We start from the raw sequence: 21,667 nt of genomic DNA, 5'->3' as shown, positions 1-21,667 counted from the left end.
GTGTCTCCGGACAAAATGATGAGATTCCTGAGACGATCTTGGGCCAGTTCACGTCCGCCGCGCTTAACTAAAACAAAACTGTCGCTGAGTTCGGGTTCGGCCGCGGTCGCCGACGCGAAGCAACGCTGTTCAGCAAGCTCTGCAGGCAGAATGCAGTCCGTCGTTCAACTTGTTTCCGACCTGCATAAATCCTTTCGTAATGATCTTGATTGGGCCTCGCTGTCCCCTAGCTCAATTATTCAGGGCGTACGCGGCAATGGGGCTGCGCAAATTTCAGCCGAATGGAGCCCACCATGAAACATCAGACATTGGAGCAACTGCAGAATATTGCGGATATCGACCAGGCATTTCCGCACCGCGTCATGTCCCGAAGCGAGCGTCTCGAGCGCTGGGTGGAGCTTCTCGAGTTGAGCCCGCATCGACGACTGGCTACCCTCTACCAGACCGAACATCAGCCGACCTCAGTGCTATCGCTCCTGCGTAGCGATAACTCGCCGATCTCGGTCGCCTTTGAGGACCCGATCCTGCGAGCAGCGGGGCTTGAGAACGATACTTATGGCCAGGCCAAGAAGTTCTTCAGTCTCACCGACGGCGAACTGCATAACGTTCTTTGCTACTGCCATTTCGGCGCGACGGTCAGCGCCGCCACAGCCGCCCACTATGTACGCGGTATTCTTGGCGTGGATCGCCCAGGTTTATTCGCTCGCCTGCGGGCACTGTTCACATCTTGACTGGAACGAGACCAGGCGCCATTCGAACACCTGATCACTGCTCCCGTCTTCAAGCCGCCGCTCCGGCGGTCGCCGGCTTTTGGCTTGCGATCGCCAGCTAGCTGATCACTCACCATCCGCGCCAGACAGTCCGGTCTGCTGCTCCAGACTGCTCAGGCAGGCATCGTTATGGGCAAAGCGGAAAATGCTGTAGACCGCCAGTCCCCAGTCCTCACTTCCAGAAATCGTGACGCTGGCCGACTGGGCATTCTGAAACTTTGTGCTCAGATTGTCCCATTGCTCGAACACCTGCCGCTCCTGAGCGATGACCGCCTGCCGGAACATGCCGTCCTTTCCGAATTTGGACGTGGCGACATGGTCGACCTTCTCGTCCGCTGGCCCGAACTGGGAAGCGAGCAGCGAAGCCGCCTCCTTGTAAACCTGCCGTGTCGTCGTGCCGCGCTGGTCATCGTCGATGTAACGGGAAATCGCGACGACGTTGCATATTCCCATGCCGTGGACATAGGCGAGCACATATTGGTCAAAGAGGTCGCTTCCGCCAGGCAGAACGTTGCACGAGTACTGGCCTGTCGTATCCGGCTGCTCGCCATTGATCGATTTGCAGCCGAGCGCTGACGGCAGCGTATCCTGCGAAACGCCGAGCGGCCGGAAGGCAGGAACATTTGTCTCGGACGGTGAAATGGACGCAGTCATAGTTGCGGCAAAAGCCACGGACGCCAGAATATCGATTACGGCCATCGAATCTCTCCCGAGTAAGATCGGGCAATACCACAACAGCAGCCGTCAGAAACCCGATCTGCGCGCCAGGCAGGGTGCCGCAAGTTGACTTTCCACAGCCTTTCGCGTTCAGCACATTCGCGCCTAAGGTTGAAATCCAATGGTCGGGAATTGTTCCATCACGATTTTGTGGCGAGCGGTGCCGCACTGTCCGCATAGGGTGCTATTCAAGCATGAGTTGCTTGCTGGTTGGAGTGGCTGTGGCAAACGGTCGCGCGGACCGATCGTGCTAGACAGGCATATGAGGAGATGCTTGCATGCCGTCAGCTGAGGGGCCGATGTAGGGATAAGACCATGGACATTCGAAATCTTTTTGCGAATGGCAAAAAGAACTTGAACGTGTCGCCGATCAGAGGTGAACCAATCGAGGTTGTTCAGTCGCGCTCCCGGGCTCAGCCGAATCACAGTATCGATAGCGACGAGCGGGAAACACACACCGAAAGGAGCGCACGCATGACGCAAGGAAGCTTCGGCTTTCCACCTGCGGATCTTCGATTACGCGCCTTGGGGGAAATTCACGCGCGACCCTATGCGCTCGTTCAGGCGCGACGCGTCATCTTCCAGCTCGCTTTCCTGACGGAGAGTGCCGGTGACAATGACCATGAGATGCTTGCCGATCTTTCCCGATCCAGCGGTGTTGCTCCGCCGACCCGCGAGACCAGCCATCATGCGATAAGCTGGGGCCAGGGCACGTTGCGCTGGGAACGGCACACCGAATTTTCGACCTACTTCTGGGATTGCCCCGCACCAGAGAAGTTTGGCGCCCCGATCGCCGTTCATCCTTTCGGCGACAGCTTCTCGCCACCAGGTCCGTTCATATCGGGCATTCGCCTGGAAATACGCCCCGACACGCCCGAGACAGTGCAGGAAATTGCCGTTTTCGATCCGACCAGCCTGTGTCGAAGCGAGCTCAGAAACGGTCAGGCAACGATCCTCACCGATTTCCGCCAGGATGGCGACGGATTGACGAAGTTTCTGGTGATCGATCGCGGCATGTCCGACAGCGCACGCGGCGCGCTGGTCCAGCGCCTCCTGGATATCGAGACCTACCGCACGCTGGCGATGATGGGCCTGCCGCTTGCGCAGTCACTCTCGCCCGAAATCCGCCAGATCGAGTCCGGCCTGACGGCCATTACGCAGCGGATGAAGCTGCATGCACGGGATGAAGCGGACCAGATGCTGTCCGAGATCACGCGCCTTGCGGCCGAACTCGAGGCGAATGCAGCGCTCAGCCTCTATCGGTTCGGGGCAAGCCGCGCCTACTACGAGATCGTTCAGGAGCGCATTCGGGCTCTTGCCGAGACGGCAATACCAGGCAGCGAAACACTCGGCTCATTCCTGGAACGACGACTGGCGCCGGCCATGCGAACCTGTCAGTCGGTCGAGGAGCGCCAGGCGAATCTTTCGCGCAAGCTTGCCCGGGCCACGGCCCTGCTGCGAAGCTGGATCGACGTCGAACTCGAGCGTATCAATACGACGGTGCTGAATTCGATGGATCGCCGGGCGCAACTGCAGCTGCGTTTGCAGCAGACCGTTGAAGGCCTGTCGGTGGCGGCCATCTCTTACTACGTCGTCGGGCTCTTCGGTTATGTGGCAAAGGGTGCGCACAATGTCGGCTTCGAGGTGTCCCCCGAGACGCTGACAGGTCTCTCGGTACCGATCGTGGTTGCCGGCATGTGGCTTGTCGTGCGAAGCATCCGGCGAAGACATGCCGAAGAGGACAAGCGTTGACGTTTGGCGTCGTAGGCTGCCACTGCCCTGTCAGCACGCGCCGGCCGGCCAGACGATGCCAGGAAGTCTGTCATGGACGTCACCATTCCGCTAATCCCAGCTGGCTTCAGAGTTGCGCTGTCGAACACTCGTAGAGCGCCGCGCCCGTTCCAGCATCGACACCACTCAGGCTCACGTCGTAACCCCAGAGGTGGCGAATATGGCCGAGCGTGGCATCACGGGTGCTCTCTTCCAGGAGGATGCCGTTCTTCACATTATGCTGCAGCCGAAGTTGCCGGTCACCCAGCAAGTCCACGTCGATAACCTGGATATCGGGCTGTCTGGCCCCGACGTCGTAACTGTGGGCAAGCGCAGAGCGGATCCTGGAATAGCCGCGCTCATTATGGATTGCGGATACTTCGCAATAGCTGTCGGTGGCGCGATCGGAGAGCAGGAACAGCCGGAACTTGCGGATCATCGCCGGGCTCAGATATTGGAGCATGAAGGACTCGTCGCGGTGGTTTGCCCAGGCGTCGAGCAGCGTCCCCTGCCAATCGCCGTTGCCGGCAAACGACGGAAACCAGTCGCGATCTTCCGCCGTCGGTTCCATGCAGATGCGCTCGATGTCCTGCATCATCGCGAATCCCAGTGCGTAAGGGTTGATGCCCGGGAAGCGCGAATCATCGAAGGCCGGTTGAAAAACGACGTTGGAGTGGCTTTTGAGCAATTCCAGCATCGCCCCTTCGCTGATCCGGCCCTGATCGAAGAGGCGGTTGATGATCGTGTAGTGAACGAAGGTCGCGCAGCCCTCGTTCATCACCTTGGTTTGGCGCTGTGGATAGAAATATTGCGCAATGACGCGAACGATCCGGAGAAGTTCGCGCTGCCATGGATCGAGGATGAGGCTGTGCTTTTCCAGGAAGTAGAGCAGGTTCTCCTCCGGAAGATTGAGAACCTTTTTGCGTTCGGACGCGTCACGTTCGGCCTCTTCCGGATTGCGGATTTCCGTTGCCAGCGGCAGCGTGCGCCACAGATCGCTGTAGGTCTGCTCTTCATATTCCAATCGCTCTCGGGCGCGTTCTCGGACTTTTTCGGAGGAAAGGCGGGGCGGGCGGCGGTAGCGGAAGACGCCCTGGTCCATCAGGGCGTGCGCTGAATCGAGGATCGCCTCCACGGCGCTCAATCCATGCCGCTCCTCGCACTTGGCGATGTATTTCTTGGCGAAGTCCATATAACTCAGGATGGAGCCGGCGTCCGTCCACTGGCGGAACAAGTAGTTGTTCTTGAAGAAATGATTGTGACCGAAGGCTGCATGCGCGGTCACCAACGCCTGCATCGGCATGGTGTTTTCTTCCATGAGATAGGTGATGCAGGGGTTGGAGTTGATGACCAACTCGTAGGCGAGGCCGCGCTGTCCCTTCCGATACAAGTGATCCTCGAAGATGAAGCGCTTGCCGAAGGACCAGTGCTGATACATCAGCGGCATTCCAACCGACGAATAGGCATCGAGCATCTGCTCGGAGGAAATGATCTCCAACTGGTTGGGATAGACGTCCAGTCCCATCTCATCGAGCGCAACGGTCTCTATCGCATCGTAGGCGCGCGAAAGGGTGGTGAAATTCCAGTCGGAACCATCAAACAGCAGGCCTGAACTCGAACGTCTCGCCATTCGGTCGTCCCTTACTTACGCGTGCGCATGGCAGGCTGTCGGGTAAAGAGCTTGCGGAACACGGGGTAGATGTCTGCCGGTCTGGAGATCCGCGTCATCTGGAAGTTGGGCACTTCGCCATCGACCGTGCGATAGGCGCGCCACAGCGACGTGCCGTTGTCGGTCGCTCCAAAGATTTCGGTTTCACGCTCGTCGATGATCTCGACATAGGCATAATATTGGCACAGGCGCATCAGGTGGTCGCGAAGCAGCGCCGCGCACCGTTCGGAATCCCCACTGATGTTGTCGCCGTCGGACGCTTGAGCGGCGTAGATGTTCCACAGATGTGCCGGATAGCGTTCCTCGATGACACGAAGCATTTCCTCGAGGGCAGTGGAAACGACCGTGCCGCCGCTCTGCTTGCTGTAGAAGAACGTCTCTTCGTCGACCTCGCGCGCCTCGTCGGTATGACGGATGAAAACGATATCGATCCGCTCGTAACGGCGGGTCAGGAAGAGGTGGAGCAGCACGAAGAAGCGTTTAGCGAGGTCCTTTTCGCGTTCGCCCATCGAGGCTGACACGTCCATCAGGCAGAACATCACCGCGCTGGCATTGGGAAGCGGCTGGCGCTCGAAACGGTTGAAGCGAATATCAACCGGATCGACATAGGAGATGCGCCGACGCCTGCGTTCCAATTGTTCGAGCTCCTCGCGCAATGCCTGCAGGCGCCGCCGCTCCTGTGCCGACAGGTTCGGTTCGGCCTCCAAGATGGCGATCTGGTCCGCAATCGCCTTCACCGCCGCTTCGCTCGGGCGTTGCAGCGCGATCCGGCGGCCGAAGCTGTTGCGCATCGTGCGCCCGACATTGATGTTCGTGGGGGTGCCGGCCGTGCTGAAGCCGACGCGGTGAGGCTTGTAGGTCACCGTCTCCTTCAGGTTCAACTTGACCATGTCGGGCAGTTCCAGATCCTCGAAGAAAAGGTCGAGAACCTCGTCGCGGGACAGGATGAACTGAAAGTCATCCTCGCTCTCGCCGCGGCCGGCGCCCTTGCCACTTCCACCGCCACCGCCTTGCGGTCGCGAGAGCTTGTCGCCCGCCATATATTCCTTGTTTCCGGGCAGAATATACTCGCGCGATCCACTCCCGGAGGCAGGCTGAAAAGTCGGCTCGCCGGCGCCGCGTTTCGGCATCGGAACGCCATGGGCGGCGTCCACGTCGGCAATCCTATCCGATTTGACCTGCTCCTTGATCGCCCGCTTGAGCTCCTCGCGGGCGCGGTTCAGGAAACGCTGCCGGTTGCCGAGGCTCTTATCCTTCGGGTTGAGCCGGCGGTCGATAAAATTCGCCATCTGCCAATCCCCCGGTTCGGCATCGTCAGCCGGCCTTGTTGACCCGCATATACCAATCGACGAGCCGCCGGACCTGGCGAACGGTGTAGCCGCGTTCCGTCATGCGCTCGACGAATTCCGCGTGCTGTTTTTCCGTTGAGCTGTCCTTCTTGGAGCCAAAGCTGATGACGGGCAGGAGGTCTTCGACCTGGCCAAACATGCGCTTCTCGATCACTTCGCGAAGCTTTTCATAGCTCGTCCATGACGGGTTGCGCCCATGGTTCTTGGCGCGGGCACGCAAGGTGAACTTCACAACCTCATTTCGGAAGTCCTTGGGGTTGGCAATACCCGCCGGCTTCTCGATTTGCGACAACTCGCTGTCGAGAATTTCGCGGTTGAGGATCTGGCCTGTGTCGTAGTCCTTGAAGTCCTGGTCTTCCAGCCAGGCATCGGCATAGGCGATGTACCGGTCGAACAGGTTTTGTCCATACTCGCTGTAGGATTCCAGATAGGCTTTCTGGATTTCATGACCGATGAATTCGGCATAGCGTGCTGCAAGCTCGGACTTGATGAAATCCAGGTAGCGCGCTTCGGTTTCCTTCGGGAACTGTTCGCGCCGAATTGCCTGCTCCATGATGTACATCAGGTGTACCGGGTCGGCGGCGACCTCCTTTGTATCGTAGTTGAAGGTTTCCGACAGCACCTTGAAGGCAAAACGCGTGCTGACGCCTGTCATGCCCTCATCAACACCGGCAGCGTCGCGATACTCCTGCACAGATTTGGCCTTGGGATCGGTGTCCTTCAGGTTCTCGCCGTCATAGACGCGCATCTTCGTGTAGAGCGGCGAATTTTCATGAACATGGAGGCGTGTCGCAACAGTGAACCGGCTAAGATTCTCGAGCACTTCAGGGGCGCATGGGCTCTTTGCCAGCTCGCTTTCGCGAAGCAGCTTTTCATAGATTTGCCGTTCTTCGGTGACCCTCAGGCAATAGGGCACCTTGACCACGAGAATGCGGTCGAGGAATGCCTCGTTGTTCTTGTTGTTCTTGAATTGCAGCCACTCGGATTCGTTGGAGTGAGCGACGACAATGCCCTGGAAGGGGAAGGCGCCGAAGTTCTCCGTACCGTTATAGCTGCCCTCCTGGGTGGCGGTCAGCAGGGGATGCAGCACCTTGATAGGCGCCTTGAACATTTCGACGAACTCAAGAAGCCCTTGCGTCGTTCTGTTCAGCCCGCCACTGTAGGAGTAGGCATCAGGATCGGCCTGACTGAAGTTTTCAAGTTGACGGATGTCCACTTTGCCGACGAGCGCAGACACATCCTGGTTGTTTTCGTCACCCGGCTCGGTCTTCGCAATTGCTATTTGTCGCAGACGCGAGGGCGTCAGTTTGACCACACTGAATTTCGAAATGTCGCCGCCGATCTCGTCGAGCCGTTTCGTCGCCCAGGGCGAGATAAGGCCCGTAAGCCTTCGCGGCGCAATCCCGTACTTGTCTTCCAAGAGACCCGCCATCCGTTCCGGGTGGAACAGGCCGAGAGGGGACTCGAAGACGGGGCTGACCTTGCCATTGACGGCCAAAGTGTAGATCGGGCGCTGCTCCATCAGTCTCTTGAGGCGCTCGGCGAGCGACGATTTGCCGCCTCCCACAGGACCGAGAAGATAGAGGATCTGCTTTCGCTCCTCGAGCCCTTGCGCGGCGTATCTGAAGTAGCCGACAATCCGCTCGATTGTATCTTCCATTCCATAGAAGTCGGCGAAGGACGGGTAAATCTTGACTGTGCGGTTGGCGAAAATCCGCCCTAGCCGCTCATCGGCGCTCGTATCGATTAATGTCGGCTCGCCGATCGCTTCGACCATTCGCTCTTGCGCGGTCGCATAAAGGCTTTTGTCATCACGGCAGGCTAGCAGGTATTCCTGTAGACTTAGTTCTTCTTGCGCGGCGCTTGTGTAAATCTCCGAGAAAAGATCAAAGACGTCACTTTCACCTTTTTGCATGATGCTCTCCCGCGGCCTGTCGGTTGAGGCGGGATTGCCGCCCCGTCGGCGCGCTCATTGAGACAACGGCACAAACTAGCATTCGTTCCTTCAAATACTTACAGGAATTCGAATTTGGCTCGAGTAGGCCATGTAGCATCTCATCGTCTCCATTCTTGCGCCAGATTGCGACTCAAATGTTGAACTGTGCTGATTGCTAATATGGCACGAAAGACGTGCAATAACCATGGCTAAGGTAATCACGCTATCGCTATGAACAGCGCATTTCATCCCGAGCCAATGCTATGTCGGCGAACAAAATCGCAGCGCTGAGCGATCATGCGCCGATGGACGGCTGCTCCAGAACCCGTGCCGCCCATGGCGAAGGAGCGGTAAAGGAAATTGCGAGCTGGCCCCCGTCGGGCGCTAGCTGATGCCGCCGAGGCAGACGTATTTAATTTCCATAAATTCTTCGATCCCGTATTTGGAACCCTCACGGCCAAGGCCGGAGAGTTTGACGCCGCCGAAGGGAGCTTCCGCCGTCGAGATCAATCCTGTGTTGACACCAACCATGCCGTATTCGAGGGCCTCGGCGACGCGGAAAACGCGAGCGAGATCCTTCGCGTAGAAGTAAGAGGCCAGGCCAAACTCGGTATCGTTTGCCTGCTGGATGACATCGGCCTCATCCTTGAAGCGGAACAGCGGCGCCACCGGCCCGAAGGTCTCCTCGCGGGCAACGGCCATCTCCCGCGTGACATTTGAAAGCACGGTCGCCTCGTAGAAAGTGCCGCCGAGCACGTGGCGCTTTCCGCCCTGTACGACGCTCGCACCCTTGGCGAGCGCATCGGCAACGTGTTCCTCGACCTTCTCCAGCGCTGGCTGGTCGATCAGCGGTCCCAGAATGACACCCTCGTCGAAGCCATTGCCGGTCTTCAATTTGCCGACGGCTGCCGCAAGCTTCTGTGAGAAAGCATCATAGACACCTTCCTGCACGTACAACCGGTTTGCGCACACACAAGTCTGGCCATTGTTGCGGAACTTGGCGATCAGCGCACCTTCGACAGCGGCATCAAGATCAGCGTCGTCGAAGACGATGAAGGGTGCATTGCCGCCGAGTTCCAGGCCAAGTTTCTTGATTGTCGGAGCACTCTGCTTGTAGAGCTCGGCGCCGATTTCCGTGGAACCGGTGAAGGTCAATTTGCGGACGGTCGGATTGGCGGTCATTTCGGCGCCAATCTCGCGTGCCGAGCCGGTGACAACCGAAAACAGGCCCTTCGGAAGCCCAGCGCGTTCCGCAAGCACGGCAATCGCAATGGCCGAGAAGGGCGTCTGGCTGGCCGGCTTCAGCACCATGGCGCAACCGGCAGCAAAGGCAGGCCCCGCTTTTCGCGTGATCATGGCGTTCGGGAAGTTCCAGGGGGTGATCGCGGCAACCACGCCGATAGGCTGCTTCATGACCATGATGCGCTTGTCGGGCTGGTGGCCGGGAACCAGGTCGCCATAGACCCGCCGTCCTTCCTCTGCGAACCATTCGACGAAGCTTGCGCCATAGACAATCTCTCCGGTCGCTTCGGCAACCGGTTTGCCCTGTTCAAGCGTCAGGATACGGCCGAGATCGTCCTTGTTTTCGACCATCAGCTCGAACCATTTGCGAAGAATGCCCGAGCGTTCCTTGGCGGTGCGTGCTGCCCAACCCTTTTGGGCGATGCGTGCCGCCTCGATCGCGGCTTTTGTCTCGGGCGCTCCCAGCTTGGGCACGCGGCCGATGATTTCACCGGTCGCCGGATTGTTGACTTCGATCGCATTCGCCGGATCGGCCTCGATCCATCTGTCGCCGATCAGGGCTGCCTGCCGAAAGAGTGTGGGGTCCTTGAGGTTCATGTTGTCCATCCCATCGAGAAATTGTGCCGTTCCGCATCTCCGCGGCCGCCTCGGCCAAGCCTTACGACAATGTCGCCATCCTCTTCCGCCCTGTCAAACGCGTTGTGGTAAAAGGTCGCGGACAGTGCCGAGGCGCAATCTCGAAAATGGTTGGAGGTTTCCAACACCGGCGCGCAATTTTCGGGAACCTTTGCCGTCGAGCTCCATCTATATCAATGCCGAGGAAATGACATGAAAGAGGTGACGATGTCGCAGATTCAAGCAGATGGGGCCGAAGCACTCGATACGCTCGCCGATGTCGAGCTGGCGCGCCGCGCGGTCGCCCGCGATCGCCACGCTTTTCGCGCGATCATGAAGGCTCACAATCAGAGGCTCTACCGTCTGGCAAGAAGCATTGTTCGCAATGACAGCGAGGCGGAGGACGTTGTTCAGGAGGCCTATGTGCTCGGATTTGCGCATCTCGATCGTTTCCGGGGAGAGTCCTCGCTCGGGACCTGGCTTTCGCGCATCGTAATCAACGAAGCTCTCGGACGTCTGCGCAAGAAACGGCGGGCGGCGAACGTCGCGCGTTCTGCCGACGAAAACAGAGGAGCGATGATCCTCCGATTTCCTGTCGACAACACCGGCGATCCGGAGCGCACCATGGCACAGCGGCAAATTCTGCAATTGGTCGAGCAGGCGACCGACGCCCTGCCGGATATCTACCGAACCGTCTTTGTCGCAAGAGTGATCGAGGGGCTGAATGTGGATGAGACCGCGGCGTTGCTCGGCCTGCGGGCCGAGACCGTCAAGAGCCGGCTGCATCGAGCCAGGCGCCTGGTAAGGGAGCGCCTCGACGAGCAGATCGGTCCCGTGCTCCTTTCCGCATTTCCCTTCGCGGGCCGCCGTTGCGAACGCCTGACGACGGCGGTGATGAGCCGTCTCGGGTTTCTCGACTGAATCCGGGAACCTTCTCATTCGGCTGACATCCAATGTCTGTTCCAGAAAAACAATGCCCGGCCATGCCGGTTCGGGCAAAGGAGGTTCCTATGCAGACTCGACAGATTGCGACCCTGACCGCGCTTTGCCTGTTCGGACTTGCGCCATCCGCATGGGCGGCGGACAAGCCGACGGACCCGCAGATCGCGCATATCGCCTACACGGCCGGTACCATCGATATCGAGGCCGCAAAACTCGCGATCTCGAAATCCAAGAACAAGAACGTCGTCGCCTTCGCGCAGGACATGGTGCGAGACCACGAGGCTGTGAACAAGCAGGCTCTTGCACTGGTCAAGAAGCTCAAGGTTACGCCGGAGGACAACGAAACGAGCAAGACGTTGACCAAGGCTGCAACCGATGAGCGAGCAAAACTTGCCAAACTCAGCGGAGCGAGCTTCGACAAGGCCTATGTCGACAACGAGGTCGCCTACCACAAACAGGTCAATGGCGCGCTCGAGACGCTATTGATCCCGTCGGCGAGCAACGCGGAGCTCAAGGAGTTGCTCCAAACCGGCCTCAAGGTCTTCCAGGGCCATCAGCAGCATGCCGAGCATGTCGCTGCCGAGCTTAAATAGGAGATACCAGCATGCTGAGACGGCATCTGTGGATCGTTGCGGTACCTGCGTTGACCATCGGTGTCGTTCCGGTACGGGCGGAAACAGTCACGGTAACAATCGAGAAGATGATGTTTTCGCCCGCGGAGATCAGCGCAAGGCCAGGCGACACGATCGAATGGATCAACAAGGATCTTCTTGCCCATACGGCGACCGTGAAGGGTGACTGGGAGGTGGTCATTCCTCCCGGGAAATCCGCAAGTGCCGTGCTGAAGGCGACCACGTCGGTTGATTACTATTGTCGCTTTCATCCGAACATGAAGGGTCGTATCTCGATACCCTCTCAATAGTAAGGCGGCGCAGCGCTGCGTGGAGACACCCTCCGCCGCCATATCCGACAATCGGCGGATAGAATCCGTCTTCGCTCGGCCTTCGCGCTGCCCTATACAGCTTTCATGTATTCGCTGGAACGCCCTGTAGCCCTTGAGCAAATCGTGAAGAAGAGCCGGTTTCTGGCGATTGGTGTTCCGATCGCCAGCGAGCTCGACGCGAAGGAGGCGCTTGCTGTACGCAGCCATGGCGACGCCAACCATAATTGTTGGGCCTGGCGCATCGGCCAGACCTACCGTTTCAGTGATGACGGCGAGCCAAGCGGAACAGCAGGAAAACCCATACTGCAGGCGATCGATGGCCAATCACTCGACAAGGTCATTGTCATCGTGACGCGCTGGTTCGGAGGTGTGCTTCTTGGCACCGGTGGTTTGATCCGCGCCTATGGCGGTGCGGCGGCCGCCTGCCTCCGGTCCGGCGATCTCATCGAACTCGTTCCAACTTTGGAAGGAACGATCCGCGCTGGATTTTCCGACCTTGCGATCCTCAGGGCAAGGCTCGCCGCCTTCGAAGGGGTGCACGTCCTGAGCGAGGTTTTCTTCGAGGCTGGCGCGGAGATCGCGGTGAGCTTTCCGCAAGCACGGTCGGATGAGATTTCCCGTTTGATTGCCGACACCACAAGCGGACGCAGCGCGCTCGCCCTCAAGCAATAGGGCGAGCGCGAGCCTTCAGGTCAGCATCGCGTAAGCGCTCGAGCAAGCAATCCGGTGCCTGACTTAACGCCAGCCTAGCGCCGGTGCCACATATTTGAGGATCGCCTCGATCACATGAGCGTTGTATTCGACGCCGAGTTGATTGGGGACTGTCAGCAACAGGGTGTCGGCTTCGGCAATGGCTTCGTCTTCGGAGAGCTGCTTGACCAGAGCCTCAGGTTCGGCCGCATAGGAGCGACCAAAGATCGCCTTGGTGTTTTCGTCGATATAGCCGATCGAATCCTGTTCCTTGCCGCCGCGGCCAAAGTAGGCACGGTCGCGATCGTCGACGAGCGCGAAGATGCTGCGGCTGACTGACACGCGTGGGGTGCGAGTATGGCCGGCTGCCTTCCATGCCTCCCTGTAGGCGCGGATTTGGGCGGCCTGCTGGACATGGAAGGGTTCGCCGGTTTCGTCGTCCTTCAGCGTCGAACTCTGCAGGTTCATGCCGAGCTTGGCTGCCCAGATTGCAGTTGCATTGGACCCCGCGCCCCACCAGATGCGCTCGCGCAATCCTTCCGAATAGGGTTCAAGGCGCAGCAGGCCGGGTGGGTTAGGAAACATCGGACGCGGGTTCGGTTGGGCAAAACCTTCGCCTTTAAGTGCTTCCAGGAACACCTCGGCATGGCCACGGCCCATGTCTGCATCGCTCGAACCATCCTGTGGCTGGTAGCCGAAATAGCGCCAGCCATCGATGACCTGCTCCGGAGAGCCGCGGCTGATCCCCAGTTGCAGGCGGCCACCGGCAATGAGATCGGCAGCACCGGCGTCCTCAGCCATGTAGAGAGGGTTCTCGTAACGCATGTCGATGACCGCGGTGCCGGTCTCTATGGTCTTCGTCTTCGCGCCGACTGCCGCCAGGAGCGGAAAAGGCGACGCCAGCTGCCGCGCAAAATGGTGGACGCGGAAATACGCGCCGTCCGCACCGAGTTCTTCGGCGGCAACGGCAAGATCGATGGATTGGAGCAGCGCATCACCCGCGGAGCGGGTTTTTGATTGAGGCGAGGGCGCCCAGTGGCCGAAGGAGAGAAAGCCGATTTTCTTCATGATTTTACCCGTTGGATATCGCGGTTTGCGGTGGGAATTTTGATGGGCATAACATGGGGAGCAGCGTCTGCCACGAAAAGACGATTGAACGCTCTGTTCATCCTTTAAGATTGACGTCCACCAAATGAGCGGCCGCTACGGCTGCGATGCGGTCAGCCGTCTTGCAAAAGGCAGGAAGAGCAACGCGCAGCCTGTCAGTATGGCGACGATCAGCCAAGCCTGGTTGATCGCCTGGACGCTTGCTGCCGTCTGTACGAGCGGATCCAGCGCAGCGATCGTGTCCGGTGCGAATTCGCCGGTGCTGCCGGTGATCGTTCCCGCCGGAGCCCCGATAAACGCCGCCGTGGCTGCATCGCCGGCCCGCAGTTGATCCCATAGTCTCTGCCCAAGCGGTTCCGACCTCGTGTAGATGATCGTATCGATCATGGCGATGCCGATCGCCCCGCCCAGATTGCGCATCAGATTGAAGAGGCCGCTTGCGTCGGGCACCCGCGATGCCGGCAAGGTTCCGAGGGCGAGGCGTGTCGGCGGCAAAAGGCAGAACATGATCGCGGCACCGCGCACGACCTGCGGCCAGAACATGGCATCGAAGTCGGAGCGCGGATCATGGAATGCGCTCATCCCCAGTCCGATCGCAAACAACCCGAAGCCTGCGGCCGAGAGCAGACGCGGATCGGTCCGCTTTTCCAGCGCAACGGCGATCGGTGCAGTGAGTAGCTGCGTTATGCCTGTGACCAGCATCGTCATCCCGATTTCCAGGGCATTGTGCCCCCTGACGAAGGCAAGGAACACCGGCATGAGATAGACCGAGCCGAACAGGCCGATCCCGAGCACGAAGCTGAGGGCCGACCCGACCAAGAAATTCCGATCTCGGAAATGATGCAGGTCGACGATGGGACGCGTTCTGCGCAGCGACCGGGATGCGAATGCGGACCCCGATACCAGGCTGAATGCCAGCAAGCTCAGGACGTAAGGCGAGATCCAGCCACTCGTCGGCGCCTCCTTCAATCCCAGTTCCAGGCTCGCCAGCGCCAGCGCCATCATAAGGAGCGACAGACCATCGAGGTGCCGCAGTTCGGACACGTCGCCCTTCTGCCGGGGCAGGAACTGCCACGCCACCAGCGCCGAGACAATGCCGGGAACGATATTGATGAGGAACAGCCAATGCCACGAATAGGTTGACGTCAGCCAGCCGCCGATGATCGGTCCAACCGTCGGTGCCAAGACCGCCAGCACGCCAGCGATTGTCGTGGCGAGTGCCTGCCGCTCATTGGGAAAGAGGATGAAAACGGCCGAAAAAACCGCCGGGATCAGCGTTCCACCGGAAAAGCCCTGTACGACCCTCCAGGCCACCAGTTCGCCAAAGTCGTTGCTTGCCGCACAGCCAGTGGAAGCGACGACAAACAAGCCTATGGAGGCGACGAACAGCCATCTCATGGTCAGGACACGCGTCAGCAAGCCGGTCAACGGTATCGCGATCACCTCTGCGATCAGATAGACGGTCTGGATCCAGCTCATCTGGTCAGGATCGATATTGATGGCCTGCTGAATTGTCGGCAGGGATGTCGCGACCACCTGGATGTCCAGGATCCCCATGAACATCCCGATGCACATCGCAATGAAGCCCACCCAGATCACCGCCGAAGGCGGATGAGAGGAGGCGGGCTCAAGGTGTTGCGACATGCGGTTGCCTTGGGATCGGGATGGTTCAAGACGGCCCGCGCTGCGGGCCTTCACTCAGGGCGGCGGAAAAACGCTTCCAGGCGATAGCCGTCCGGATCGATGACAAATGCCGCGTAATAGAATGATCCGTACTCGGGGCGTATTCCCGGTTCTCCGTTGTCCGTCCCGCCGCCGGCCATGGCGTTTGCGTGGAAGGTCCTGACGCCTTCCTCGTTGGGGGCAACAAAACAGAAATGCAGGCCCGACTCCATGTCGGGAACGACAGGCCGCTCGGCGAGCTTTATCCAGAGCTGGGGCTGTTCAGCACCGTAGCCCAGCCATCTGTCACTCGTTGAAAGCCTCGTATAGCCCAGCGGCTCAAGTGCTGCGTCGTAGAATTTTCGTGCACGCTCGAGATCGGACACGCCGATAGAAACATGATGAAACATCATTCCTCCTTCTATGCTGGCGCTCGTGTTTGATAAGCCGCAGCCAATCGGGCCGCTCGCGACTGTACAGCGTCGCATCAGTAAAGCAAATGATGGAGCTCAATTGTCGAGCCCGGTGCTACCCCGAGGACCGACGGGCAGCCAGGAACATTGCCAAAGCAGGCTGAAGTCTTTGAAAAGAAACTGATGGATTGTGACGCCAAGCGAGTCTGACAAGTCGTCAGGAGCGCTTAGCGTCGGCTCAACGACCGAGGCCCACCGCTTGCAACAGTGCAAAGCGGTGGGCCCCGGACACGCTGAAGAGATGCTGGCATTTCGCGTTCAGGTGGTGCTGCACGCGAAAGGTACTCGATGCTAGTTCGCCTTAACCCTTCGCGCGAGAGCCATTACGTAATCGTCGGCGATATCGGCCAAGGTCAGAGCGACCTCGGTTTCCTTCCATCCCGCAGCAACGGCTCGTTGCACGAAAGCTCGAAAAGCCTGTGCAAGGACTTCCTCACGCTCGACGACGCGGTACGGATCATTCGTAGAATATTGAGGGTTGCTGATCTGGATCGTAGGGTTGGTCGGTTCCATGATATGCCCCTGAAAGTTGCCCCATCTGATGACGGGCGCATTTCCTTGTGCGTTCCGTCTCACTGCCTGCACTGCGATTATGCTTCTTTATTAAGGGGTTACCGGGATCTTGTCGTTAGCTACGCATCCGGAAACTTGCAGCAGCGTACATTTCTGCGGGCTCAAGGGACTCCCAGGTGCTCTCGCTCTTGAGCGATATTGGCACAGCCGTGGGTGCTCGCCTTGCACGAGGCATGACCCAAGAACGCGGGAATTTGCGGTAGCGGGCATTCAGCGCGAAAGGGTGGCGATCGACGAAAGGCGTTAACGCGAGGACCGCGCTCAGGCTCGACGGTTGTGCCCAAGCGTTCTCAGCCATGTGTCGAAGGACTGACCAGTTTCAGCCTCGGCTACCGGCTCGACGGAATAGCCAATATTGGACGGCATGCCCGAAGTCCTCGCCTCACGCGGGCTGTAGCCGAATTCCTTGCTGAAGGCGCGGCTGAAATGTGCGGCTGAGGAAAAGCCAGCCGCGAAGGCGATATCGCCGATTTGTTGCCGGTTGGAGGTATCGCTCAATGCGGCGTGCGCGGACAAGAGCCGGCGTCGCTGGATATAGTGATGCACACCGCCGTCTGTCTCGAATGCCTGGTAGAGCCGCGTGCGGGAAACGCCCAGTTCCCGGCACAAACGGTCGGTCGTCAGGTCGGGTGACATCAGATTGTGCTGGACGAAGCGGTGGACGCGTTCCTTCAGTGGCAAGGCGCTGCTTTGTTCTGGCGACGAGACATGTGCTGACGATGATGCAACACAGGCCAGGATCAGATCGCGGACGGTCTGTACCACGTGAGAAAGATCCGCCTCAGCAAGCAGCGCCAGCTTCGTCTCGACGCCATCCAGATAGTCGATCAGCAGTTTGGCGCGTGTTCCGACGAGCGCGATGTTGTTCTTGATTTCGACAGCGGAGGCGGGATGGAGCAATTCGCGAGGCAGGTAGAGGGACAGGGTTTGGGCGTCCGTCGATCGACCGCGAAAGGGATGCCCCAGACTGCGCAATTCGACATTTCCAGGCTCGCCCTCGGAAACATGTCCGCCAACTTCCGTCCATGTTCGGCCGCCGCGCAATACAGAGATATGCCAGTGATCGATCGGGCTTGATCGAACCTTCGCTTCCGAACGCATATAGCTATGGGCGGGCGTGCTTTGCTGAACGACAAGCATGCCGCCGAGGTTCCAGACTGCATGGTCGGCCACAAAACCCGTATCGGTGGGAATGCTGTCCGGGCGCCTGATATCGACAAGTGGCGCGACATAAGACTGCCAGGCGGAAAATTGCTGTGCCGGCTCAAGGTCGCGCGTGGAAAATCGCAGAGGTTTCAATGCCGGAGGAGGCGCAGGGTGCTCGTCCGACGGTTTGGTTTCGCGAGGAAAGCGACGGCGTTCCACCTGCACGGTCTTGCTATCGTCGTGCTTGCCGCCATCAGCGTGTGGAGGGAAGGGGCGAGATCGTTCATCGTCCGGCAATTCGGTCTCCATAGCGGATCAGGGAGCACGGCCTAGCTATCCCACCAGAATTGAATCAACTGTTTGCGTCAAAGCTAGCGCATGCCGCGTTGTAGTCAATGAAAACGCTACCATAGGACGCTGTTATGCACACTCGCGCGATTGTGGATGCGTGCTGCATACAACGGTGCCGTTTCGGTGATACGTGGGGGACGCCAGTCGAGCTGACGGGCGCGGCTATTTGCGAGCCGCCTGCGCTATTCCTGCCAGCCCTCCAGGGTCTGAACGAAAGACGTCAACCAGGCATTTGTCTGGTGGGCGTCCAGCGCGCGATGATCGATAGTCAACGAGACATAAGCCATTGGTCGAATCTGGATGGTGTCGACGCCGTCGATCTCTCGTACGACGACGCGCTTCTCCATTTTTCCGACGCCAAGAATTGCCGACTGCGGCTGATTGATGACGATGGGCGTAGCGACCAGCGAGCCAGACACGCCATGGTTTGAGATGGTGAAGGTGCCGCCGCGCATGTCGGCGTTGGTCAGGCCACCCGAACGCCCGCGATTGGTCAGGTCTTGAAGTCTGGCGGCGACAGCCGGTAACGCGAGGCTCTGCGCTTTCTGGATCACCGGGACGACCAGGCCCCTGTCGCCGAGGGCCATGCCGACGCCGATGTTGATATCGTCGAAGACCTCCAGATGATCCTCATGCCAGCGGCTGTTGATCTCCGGCACTGCCCGCATCGCCACGACGCAGGCGACGATGATGTAGGCCGTATAGGAAAGATTGATGCCATCGGCGGCCATTGCCGCCTTGTTCCTTTCGCGATGCCTGATGACTGCCGTGAAATCGGCCTCGAAGATCGACGTGACATGGGGGGCGGCCGTAAGCGACTCCAGCATGTGCCGGGCGATGGAAAGCCGCATGGGCGTATGGGCGACCATACGCGATCCGTGACTGATCTGATCGCGGGCGAGAATGGTCGGCTCGGAGCCGGTCGGTGTGTTCACGGACGACGGTACCCCGTCGCGTCGCTGTTTTTTTTCGAACGCGGCATCCATATCCGTACGCGTGACACGTCCGTCCCTGCCGGTGCCAAGCACCGCAGCCGGGTCGATGCCGTATTGCTCGCCGGCACTGCGAACCGCCGGCGAGAACCGGTCCCCGCCTGCATCGCTTGTCTCGCGGGACGGAAAGCGTGGAGCATCCCGCGCACGGTCATCACCGGGAGCGGTAGCTATCAGGCGAATACGGCCGAGAACTGCGCCAGGCGTCGCATCCGTGCCCGATCCCATGACGATCTCGTCAAGTATCCCGGCTGCGGGTGCGGAAATCTCCTGCGTCACCTTGTCCGTCTCAAGCTCGACGAGGGGATCATCCAGGGCGACAGTCTCACCCGGTTGCTTCAGCCAGTTGCGAACGACCGTCTTCGTGCCCTCCTGTTCGACGGGAACGAGGACTTCGGCGAAATCGACCATGATCTAGTACTCCACCAGGGCGGTGATCTTCTGCCGGATGCGGTCCACGGACGGCAGTGCCCATTCGAGCAGGGACGGATTGTGCGGGCTTGGGATGTCAGGCATCGTCAACCGCGAGACCGGGGCGTCGAGATCCAGGAAAGCCTCGTCAGCAACGACGGCGGCGATTTCTGCGCCGAAGCCGGCTGTTCCAAGATCCTCATGGACGACAAGGCAGCGTCGTGTGCGACGAACCGACGAGATGACGCTCTCGCGGTCCCACGGCATCAATGTACGCAGATCAATGACATCGGCGGATATGCCTTCTGCCGCTTCCTCGCAGCGTGGAACCATGGCACCCCAGGTCACGATCGTGATTGCGTCGCCCCTTTGTGTAAAGCGTGCCTTGCCAAAGGGAAGCGCGAAGTTGTCGCCGGGGTAGGGGCGACGGGCCCATGGATGGTCGAGCATGGCGCGATGCTCGAAGTAGATCACCGGATCGTTCCCGCGCAGGGCCGTTCGCAACAGCCCGACGGCGTCTTCGGCGTTCGAGGGAACGGCAACCTGCCAGCCTGGTTGATGGACGAAGGCGACCTCGTTCGTCTGGCTGTGCCACGGATCCCCACATTTGAAAAAGCCGCCGGGCACGCGCAGCACGACCGGCGCGGCGAACCGGTTATTGGTGCGCCAGCGGATCGTGCCGCAATCGTTGATCTGTTCCGTCGCGGGCTCGGCGTATTTGCGGAACTGGATCTCGGGAACGGGAACGAGGCCCGCGAGCGCCATCCCGACGGCGCGACCGACGATGCCTTCTTCCGACAGCGATGTGTCAAAGACACGGTCCTTGCCGAATTTCTCCTGGAGTCCAAGCGTGACCGCGTGAACGCCGCCCTTCGGACCAATGTCCTCGCCAAACAGCACCACGCGTGGGTTGGTGGCCAATTCGTGGTCCAGTGTGCGCCTGATCGCGGTGACCATATTGATGCGTTGGCCATCTGGCGCGGCCTCGTTGCTGCATTCCGGAGCCTGGTAGCCGTCGCAGTGCTGACCGCCCATCGACTGCATTTCCCCGTCGAAAAACACATGACGGGTGACGGTTTCGGGAGACGAAAAGGCGCGGCTTTCAGCCTCGGCGCGTGCCTTTTCCGCGGTGTCGCCGGCCTCAAGCCTGCAGGCTTCCCACTCGTCAGCGCTGATTGCCAAGGGAACCAGATAGTCTCGCAGACGGGGCAACGGATCGCGGGCCCATTCCGCCTTTACCAGCTCTTCACTCTTGTAGGACTGGGTGTCCTGGAAGCTATGACCCTCCAGCCGCGGAACCGTCAGCCGCAGGAGAGCCGGCATTCTCTGCTCGCGGACGAAACCGACGGCGTTTTGCGTGAGGCGAGCCACGTCAGCGGGATCGCAGCCATCACCTTCAAATATGGCAAGGCCGCGCCAGCTCGCGAGATTGGCTGCAATGTTTCCGCCCGGCGTTTGCATATCGGAGGGAACTGAGATGCCGAAGCCGTTATCCTCGACGTAAAACAACATCGGCAGCTTCTGCGTTGTAGCGATTGTCAGCGCCGACCAGAAGCCATTCGAAGCGACCGAACCATCTCCACCAAGGACGACCGCTACCGCGTCACTGTAGTCATGCTCCCCGAGGACCGTTGCATGGTAGTGAATAGCCTGGGCCCAGCCCGCGGTCGGGGTGTACTGGGCTCCGACACCGCCGCACATCGGCAGAGCAGAGGCGCCGTCGCGGTTCGGATAGTTGAAGACGACGCCGATATCGCGACCGTCCGAATAGCCGCCGGCGCGCGCCATCGCCGAGCCGAGCGCATCGGCCGGATCGACGCCGAGCGACAAAAGCAGCGGCCGTGACCGATAGTAGCCGCAGGTAGCATCGTGGCGGTTCGTCAGCTGCAGCCCGAGCATGATCTGCGCCATGTCGTGGCCGCGGGCGGAAAACTGATAGAGGATCTTTTTCTCGGGAACGAGCCGTGTTTCCTCCATCTCATCAAGGATGCGCGAGAGATGCAGGAGATAGGTGACGCGTTTCCAGTCTATTCCCTCATCGGGTGCGTTCCTGCCATGCATCAGAAGCGCGGTCGCCTGTGCCATCTTCGATCCTCCCAAATCTCTGATCCACGGGGAGGTTAGTACAGCCTTGGAGAAATTTCGTTTCAGCTTTCCACGAAGGGAACGGTGATGTGAAACATTCATTTCACCAGACGGCGATATTTCACACCATCAATTCGGCACTCTCGATAAGGTTCCGATTTGGCCGGTATTGCCGGTGGCTGCGTATCGAATCGCCGGGCAGATGTGCGTGTCGCCGAGGGGAT

General features: G+C 59.5%; 18 protein-coding genes. 6 read left to right on the top strand and 12 right to left on the bottom strand.

Features of this window, described 5'->3' with window-relative positions; genetic code table 11:
* Nucleotides 1-293 precede the first annotated feature (293 nt).
* Entirely contained in the window at nucleotides 294-731 is a 438-nt protein-coding gene (locus AS026_RS07085) for a hypothetical protein (RefSeq protein ID WP_062369158.1), read from the top strand.
* A 105-nt stretch (nucleotides 732-836) separates the two neighbouring features.
* On the opposite strand, the gene AS026_RS07080 is transcribed toward AS026_RS07085, so the two are convergent.
* Nucleotides 837-1,469, bottom strand: coding sequence for a hypothetical protein (locus tag AS026_RS07080; protein ID WP_062369157.1), 633 nt, complete (start codon nucleotides 1,467-1,469; stop codon nucleotides 837-839).
* Between the two features lie 492 nt (nucleotides 1,470-1,961).
* Between AS026_RS07080 and AS026_RS07075 the strand changes: the two genes are divergently transcribed.
* The gene (locus AS026_RS07075) at nucleotides 1,962-3,239 is read left to right on the top strand and encodes a DUF3422 family protein (protein WP_025660250.1); all 1,278 of its coding nucleotides are present in this window, start codon (nucleotides 1,962-1,964) and stop codon (nucleotides 3,237-3,239) included.
* A gap of 106 nt (nucleotides 3,240-3,345) precedes the next feature.
* Here the strand turns inward: AS026_RS07075 and AS026_RS07070 are convergent, their stop codons facing one another.
* The 4 genes from AS026_RS07070 to gabD form a co-directional block, all read right to left on the bottom strand.
* Nucleotides 3,346-4,887, bottom strand: a complete 1,542-nt coding sequence (locus AS026_RS07070; RefSeq protein WP_062369156.1) for a SpoVR family protein — start codon at nucleotides 4,885-4,887, stop codon at nucleotides 3,346-3,348.
* 11 nt (nucleotides 4,888-4,898) lie between these two features.
* Nucleotides 4,899-6,215 (bottom strand): YeaH/YhbH family protein, encoded by a 1,317-nt coding sequence (locus AS026_RS07065; RefSeq protein WP_062369155.1) that lies wholly within the window; start codon nucleotides 6,213-6,215, stop codon nucleotides 4,899-4,901.
* 25 nt (nucleotides 6,216-6,240) lie between these two features.
* Nucleotides 6,241-8,190 (bottom strand): PrkA family serine protein kinase, encoded by a 1,950-nt coding sequence (locus AS026_RS07060; protein ID WP_062369154.1) that lies wholly within the window; start codon nucleotides 8,188-8,190, stop codon nucleotides 6,241-6,243.
* A 405-nt stretch (nucleotides 8,191-8,595) separates the two neighbouring features.
* Nucleotides 8,596-10,050 (bottom strand): NADP-dependent succinate-semialdehyde dehydrogenase, encoded by a 1,455-nt coding sequence (gene gabD, locus AS026_RS07055; RefSeq protein WP_062369221.1) that lies wholly within the window; start codon nucleotides 10,048-10,050, stop codon nucleotides 8,596-8,598.
* 246 nt (nucleotides 10,051-10,296) lie between these two features.
* Here gabD and AS026_RS07050 point away from each other — a divergent pair, with 246 nt between their 5' ends.
* The 4 genes from AS026_RS07050 (at nucleotide 10,297) to AS026_RS07035 (ending at nucleotide 12,625) form a co-directional block, all read left to right on the top strand.
* Entirely contained in the window at nucleotides 10,297-10,989 is a 693-nt protein-coding gene (locus AS026_RS07050; RefSeq protein WP_062369220.1) for an RNA polymerase sigma factor, read from the top strand.
* An 89-nt stretch (nucleotides 10,990-11,078) separates the two neighbouring features.
* Nucleotides 11,079-11,603: a DUF4142 domain-containing protein gene (locus AS026_RS07045; RefSeq protein WP_062369153.1), complete on the top strand. Its 525-nt coding sequence runs from the start codon at nucleotides 11,079-11,081 to the stop codon at nucleotides 11,601-11,603.
* A gap of 11 nt (nucleotides 11,604-11,614) precedes the next feature.
* Entirely contained in the window at nucleotides 11,615-11,932 is a 318-nt protein-coding gene (locus AS026_RS07040) for a plastocyanin/azurin family copper-binding protein (RefSeq protein ID WP_062369152.1), read from the top strand.
* A gap of 105 nt (nucleotides 11,933-12,037) precedes the next feature.
* On the top strand, nucleotides 12,038-12,625 hold the full coding sequence (locus AS026_RS07035; protein ID WP_062369151.1) for an IMPACT family protein: 588 nt from the start codon (nucleotides 12,038-12,040) through the stop codon (nucleotides 12,623-12,625).
* A 63-nt stretch (nucleotides 12,626-12,688) separates the two neighbouring features.
* Here AS026_RS07035 and AS026_RS07030 read toward each other — a convergent pair whose 3' ends face one another.
* The 7 genes from AS026_RS07030 to AS026_RS07000 form a co-directional block, all read right to left on the bottom strand.
* On the bottom strand, nucleotides 12,689-13,711 hold the full coding sequence (locus AS026_RS07030; protein WP_025660259.1) for an LLM class flavin-dependent oxidoreductase: 1,023 nt from the start codon (nucleotides 13,709-13,711) through the stop codon (nucleotides 12,689-12,691).
* Between the two features lie 135 nt (nucleotides 13,712-13,846).
* Nucleotides 13,847-15,394, bottom strand: a complete 1,548-nt coding sequence (locus tag AS026_RS07025; protein ID WP_062369150.1) for a DHA2 family efflux MFS transporter permease subunit — start codon at nucleotides 15,392-15,394, stop codon at nucleotides 13,847-13,849.
* A 50-nt stretch (nucleotides 15,395-15,444) separates the two neighbouring features.
* Nucleotides 15,445-15,822, bottom strand: coding sequence for a VOC family protein (locus AS026_RS07020; RefSeq protein WP_062369149.1), 378 nt, complete (start codon nucleotides 15,820-15,822; stop codon nucleotides 15,445-15,447).
* A 354-nt stretch (nucleotides 15,823-16,176) separates the two neighbouring features.
* Complete coding sequence (locus tag AS026_RS07015; protein ID WP_062369148.1) at nucleotides 16,177-16,398, bottom strand: hypothetical protein; 222 nt, start codon at nucleotides 16,396-16,398, stop codon at nucleotides 16,177-16,179.
* 321 nt (nucleotides 16,399-16,719) lie between these two features.
* Nucleotides 16,720-17,901, bottom strand: coding sequence for a helix-turn-helix domain-containing protein (locus tag AS026_RS07010; protein WP_245307378.1), 1,182 nt, complete (start codon nucleotides 17,899-17,901; stop codon nucleotides 16,720-16,722).
* Nucleotides 17,902-18,137: 236 nt separating this feature from the next.
* Nucleotides 18,138-19,358, bottom strand: coding sequence for a dihydrolipoamide acetyltransferase family protein (locus tag AS026_RS07005; protein ID WP_062369147.1), 1,221 nt, complete (start codon nucleotides 19,356-19,358; stop codon nucleotides 18,138-18,140).
* Between the two features lie 3 nt (nucleotides 19,359-19,361).
* A complete protein-coding gene (locus AS026_RS07000) occupies nucleotides 19,362-21,443 on the bottom strand; it encodes an alpha-ketoacid dehydrogenase subunit alpha/beta (RefSeq protein ID WP_062369146.1) in 2,082 nt (693 codons plus the stop codon).
* Between the last annotated feature and the right edge of the window lie 224 nt (nucleotides 21,444-21,667).

The organism is Rhizobium altiplani, assembly GCF_001542405.1.
Classification (GTDB): domain Bacteria; phylum Pseudomonadota; class Alphaproteobacteria; order Rhizobiales; family Rhizobiaceae; genus Rhizobium; species Rhizobium altiplani.
Note: the sequence above shows the minus strand (reverse complement) of the source record. Positions and strands in the feature narration are given on the sequence as shown.

Bases quoted from the DNA above. Each gene is read 5' to 3' on its own strand.
- AS026_RS07075 (WP_025660250.1), top strand. From the start codon at position 1,962: ATGACGCAAGGAAGCTTCGGCTTTCCACCTGCGGATCTTCGATTACGC.
- AS026_RS07080 (WP_062369157.1), bottom strand. From the start codon at position 1,469: ATGGCCGTAATCGATATTCTGGCGTCCGTGGCTTTTGCCGCAACTATG.
- AS026_RS07030 (WP_025660259.1), bottom strand. From the start codon at position 13,711: ATGAAGAAAATCGGCTTTCTCTCCTTCGGCCACTGGGCGCCCTCGCCT.
- AS026_RS07065 (WP_062369155.1), bottom strand. From the start codon at position 6,215: ATGGCGAATTTTATCGACCGCCGGCTCAACCCGAAGGATAAGAGCCTC.
- AS026_RS07045 (WP_062369153.1), top strand. From the start codon at position 11,079: ATGCAGACTCGACAGATTGCGACCCTGACCGCGCTTTGCCTGTTCGGA.
- gabD (WP_062369221.1), bottom strand. From the start codon at position 10,050: ATGAACCTCAAGGACCCCACACTCTTTCGGCAGGCAGCCCTGATCGGC.
- AS026_RS07040 (WP_062369152.1), top strand. From the start codon at position 11,615: ATGCTGAGACGGCATCTGTGGATCGTTGCGGTACCTGCGTTGACCATC.
- AS026_RS07085 (WP_062369158.1), top strand. From the start codon at position 294: ATGAAACATCAGACATTGGAGCAACTGCAGAATATTGCGGATATCGAC.
- AS026_RS07025 (WP_062369150.1), bottom strand. From the start codon at position 15,394: ATGTCGCAACACCTTGAGCCCGCCTCCTCTCATCCGCCTTCGGCGGTG.
- AS026_RS07060 (WP_062369154.1), bottom strand. From the start codon at position 8,190: ATGCAAAAAGGTGAAAGTGACGTCTTTGATCTTTTCTCGGAGATTTAC.
- AS026_RS07000 (WP_062369146.1), bottom strand. From the start codon at position 21,443: ATGGCACAGGCGACCGCGCTTCTGATGCATGGCAGGAACGCACCCGAT.
- AS026_RS07070 (WP_062369156.1), bottom strand. From the start codon at position 4,887: ATGGCGAGACGTTCGAGTTCAGGCCTGCTGTTTGATGGTTCCGACTGG.
- AS026_RS07050 (WP_062369220.1), top strand. From the start codon at position 10,297: ATGTCGCAGATTCAAGCAGATGGGGCCGAAGCACTCGATACGCTCGCC.
- AS026_RS07035 (WP_062369151.1), top strand. From the start codon at position 12,038: ATGTATTCGCTGGAACGCCCTGTAGCCCTTGAGCAAATCGTGAAGAAG.
- AS026_RS07005 (WP_062369147.1), bottom strand. From the start codon at position 19,358: ATGGTCGATTTCGCCGAAGTCCTCGTTCCCGTCGAACAGGAGGGCACG.
- AS026_RS07015 (WP_062369148.1), bottom strand. From the start codon at position 16,398: ATGGAACCGACCAACCCTACGATCCAGATCAGCAACCCTCAATATTCT.
- AS026_RS07020 (WP_062369149.1), bottom strand. From the start codon at position 15,822: ATGTTTCATCATGTTTCTATCGGCGTGTCCGATCTCGAGCGTGCACGA.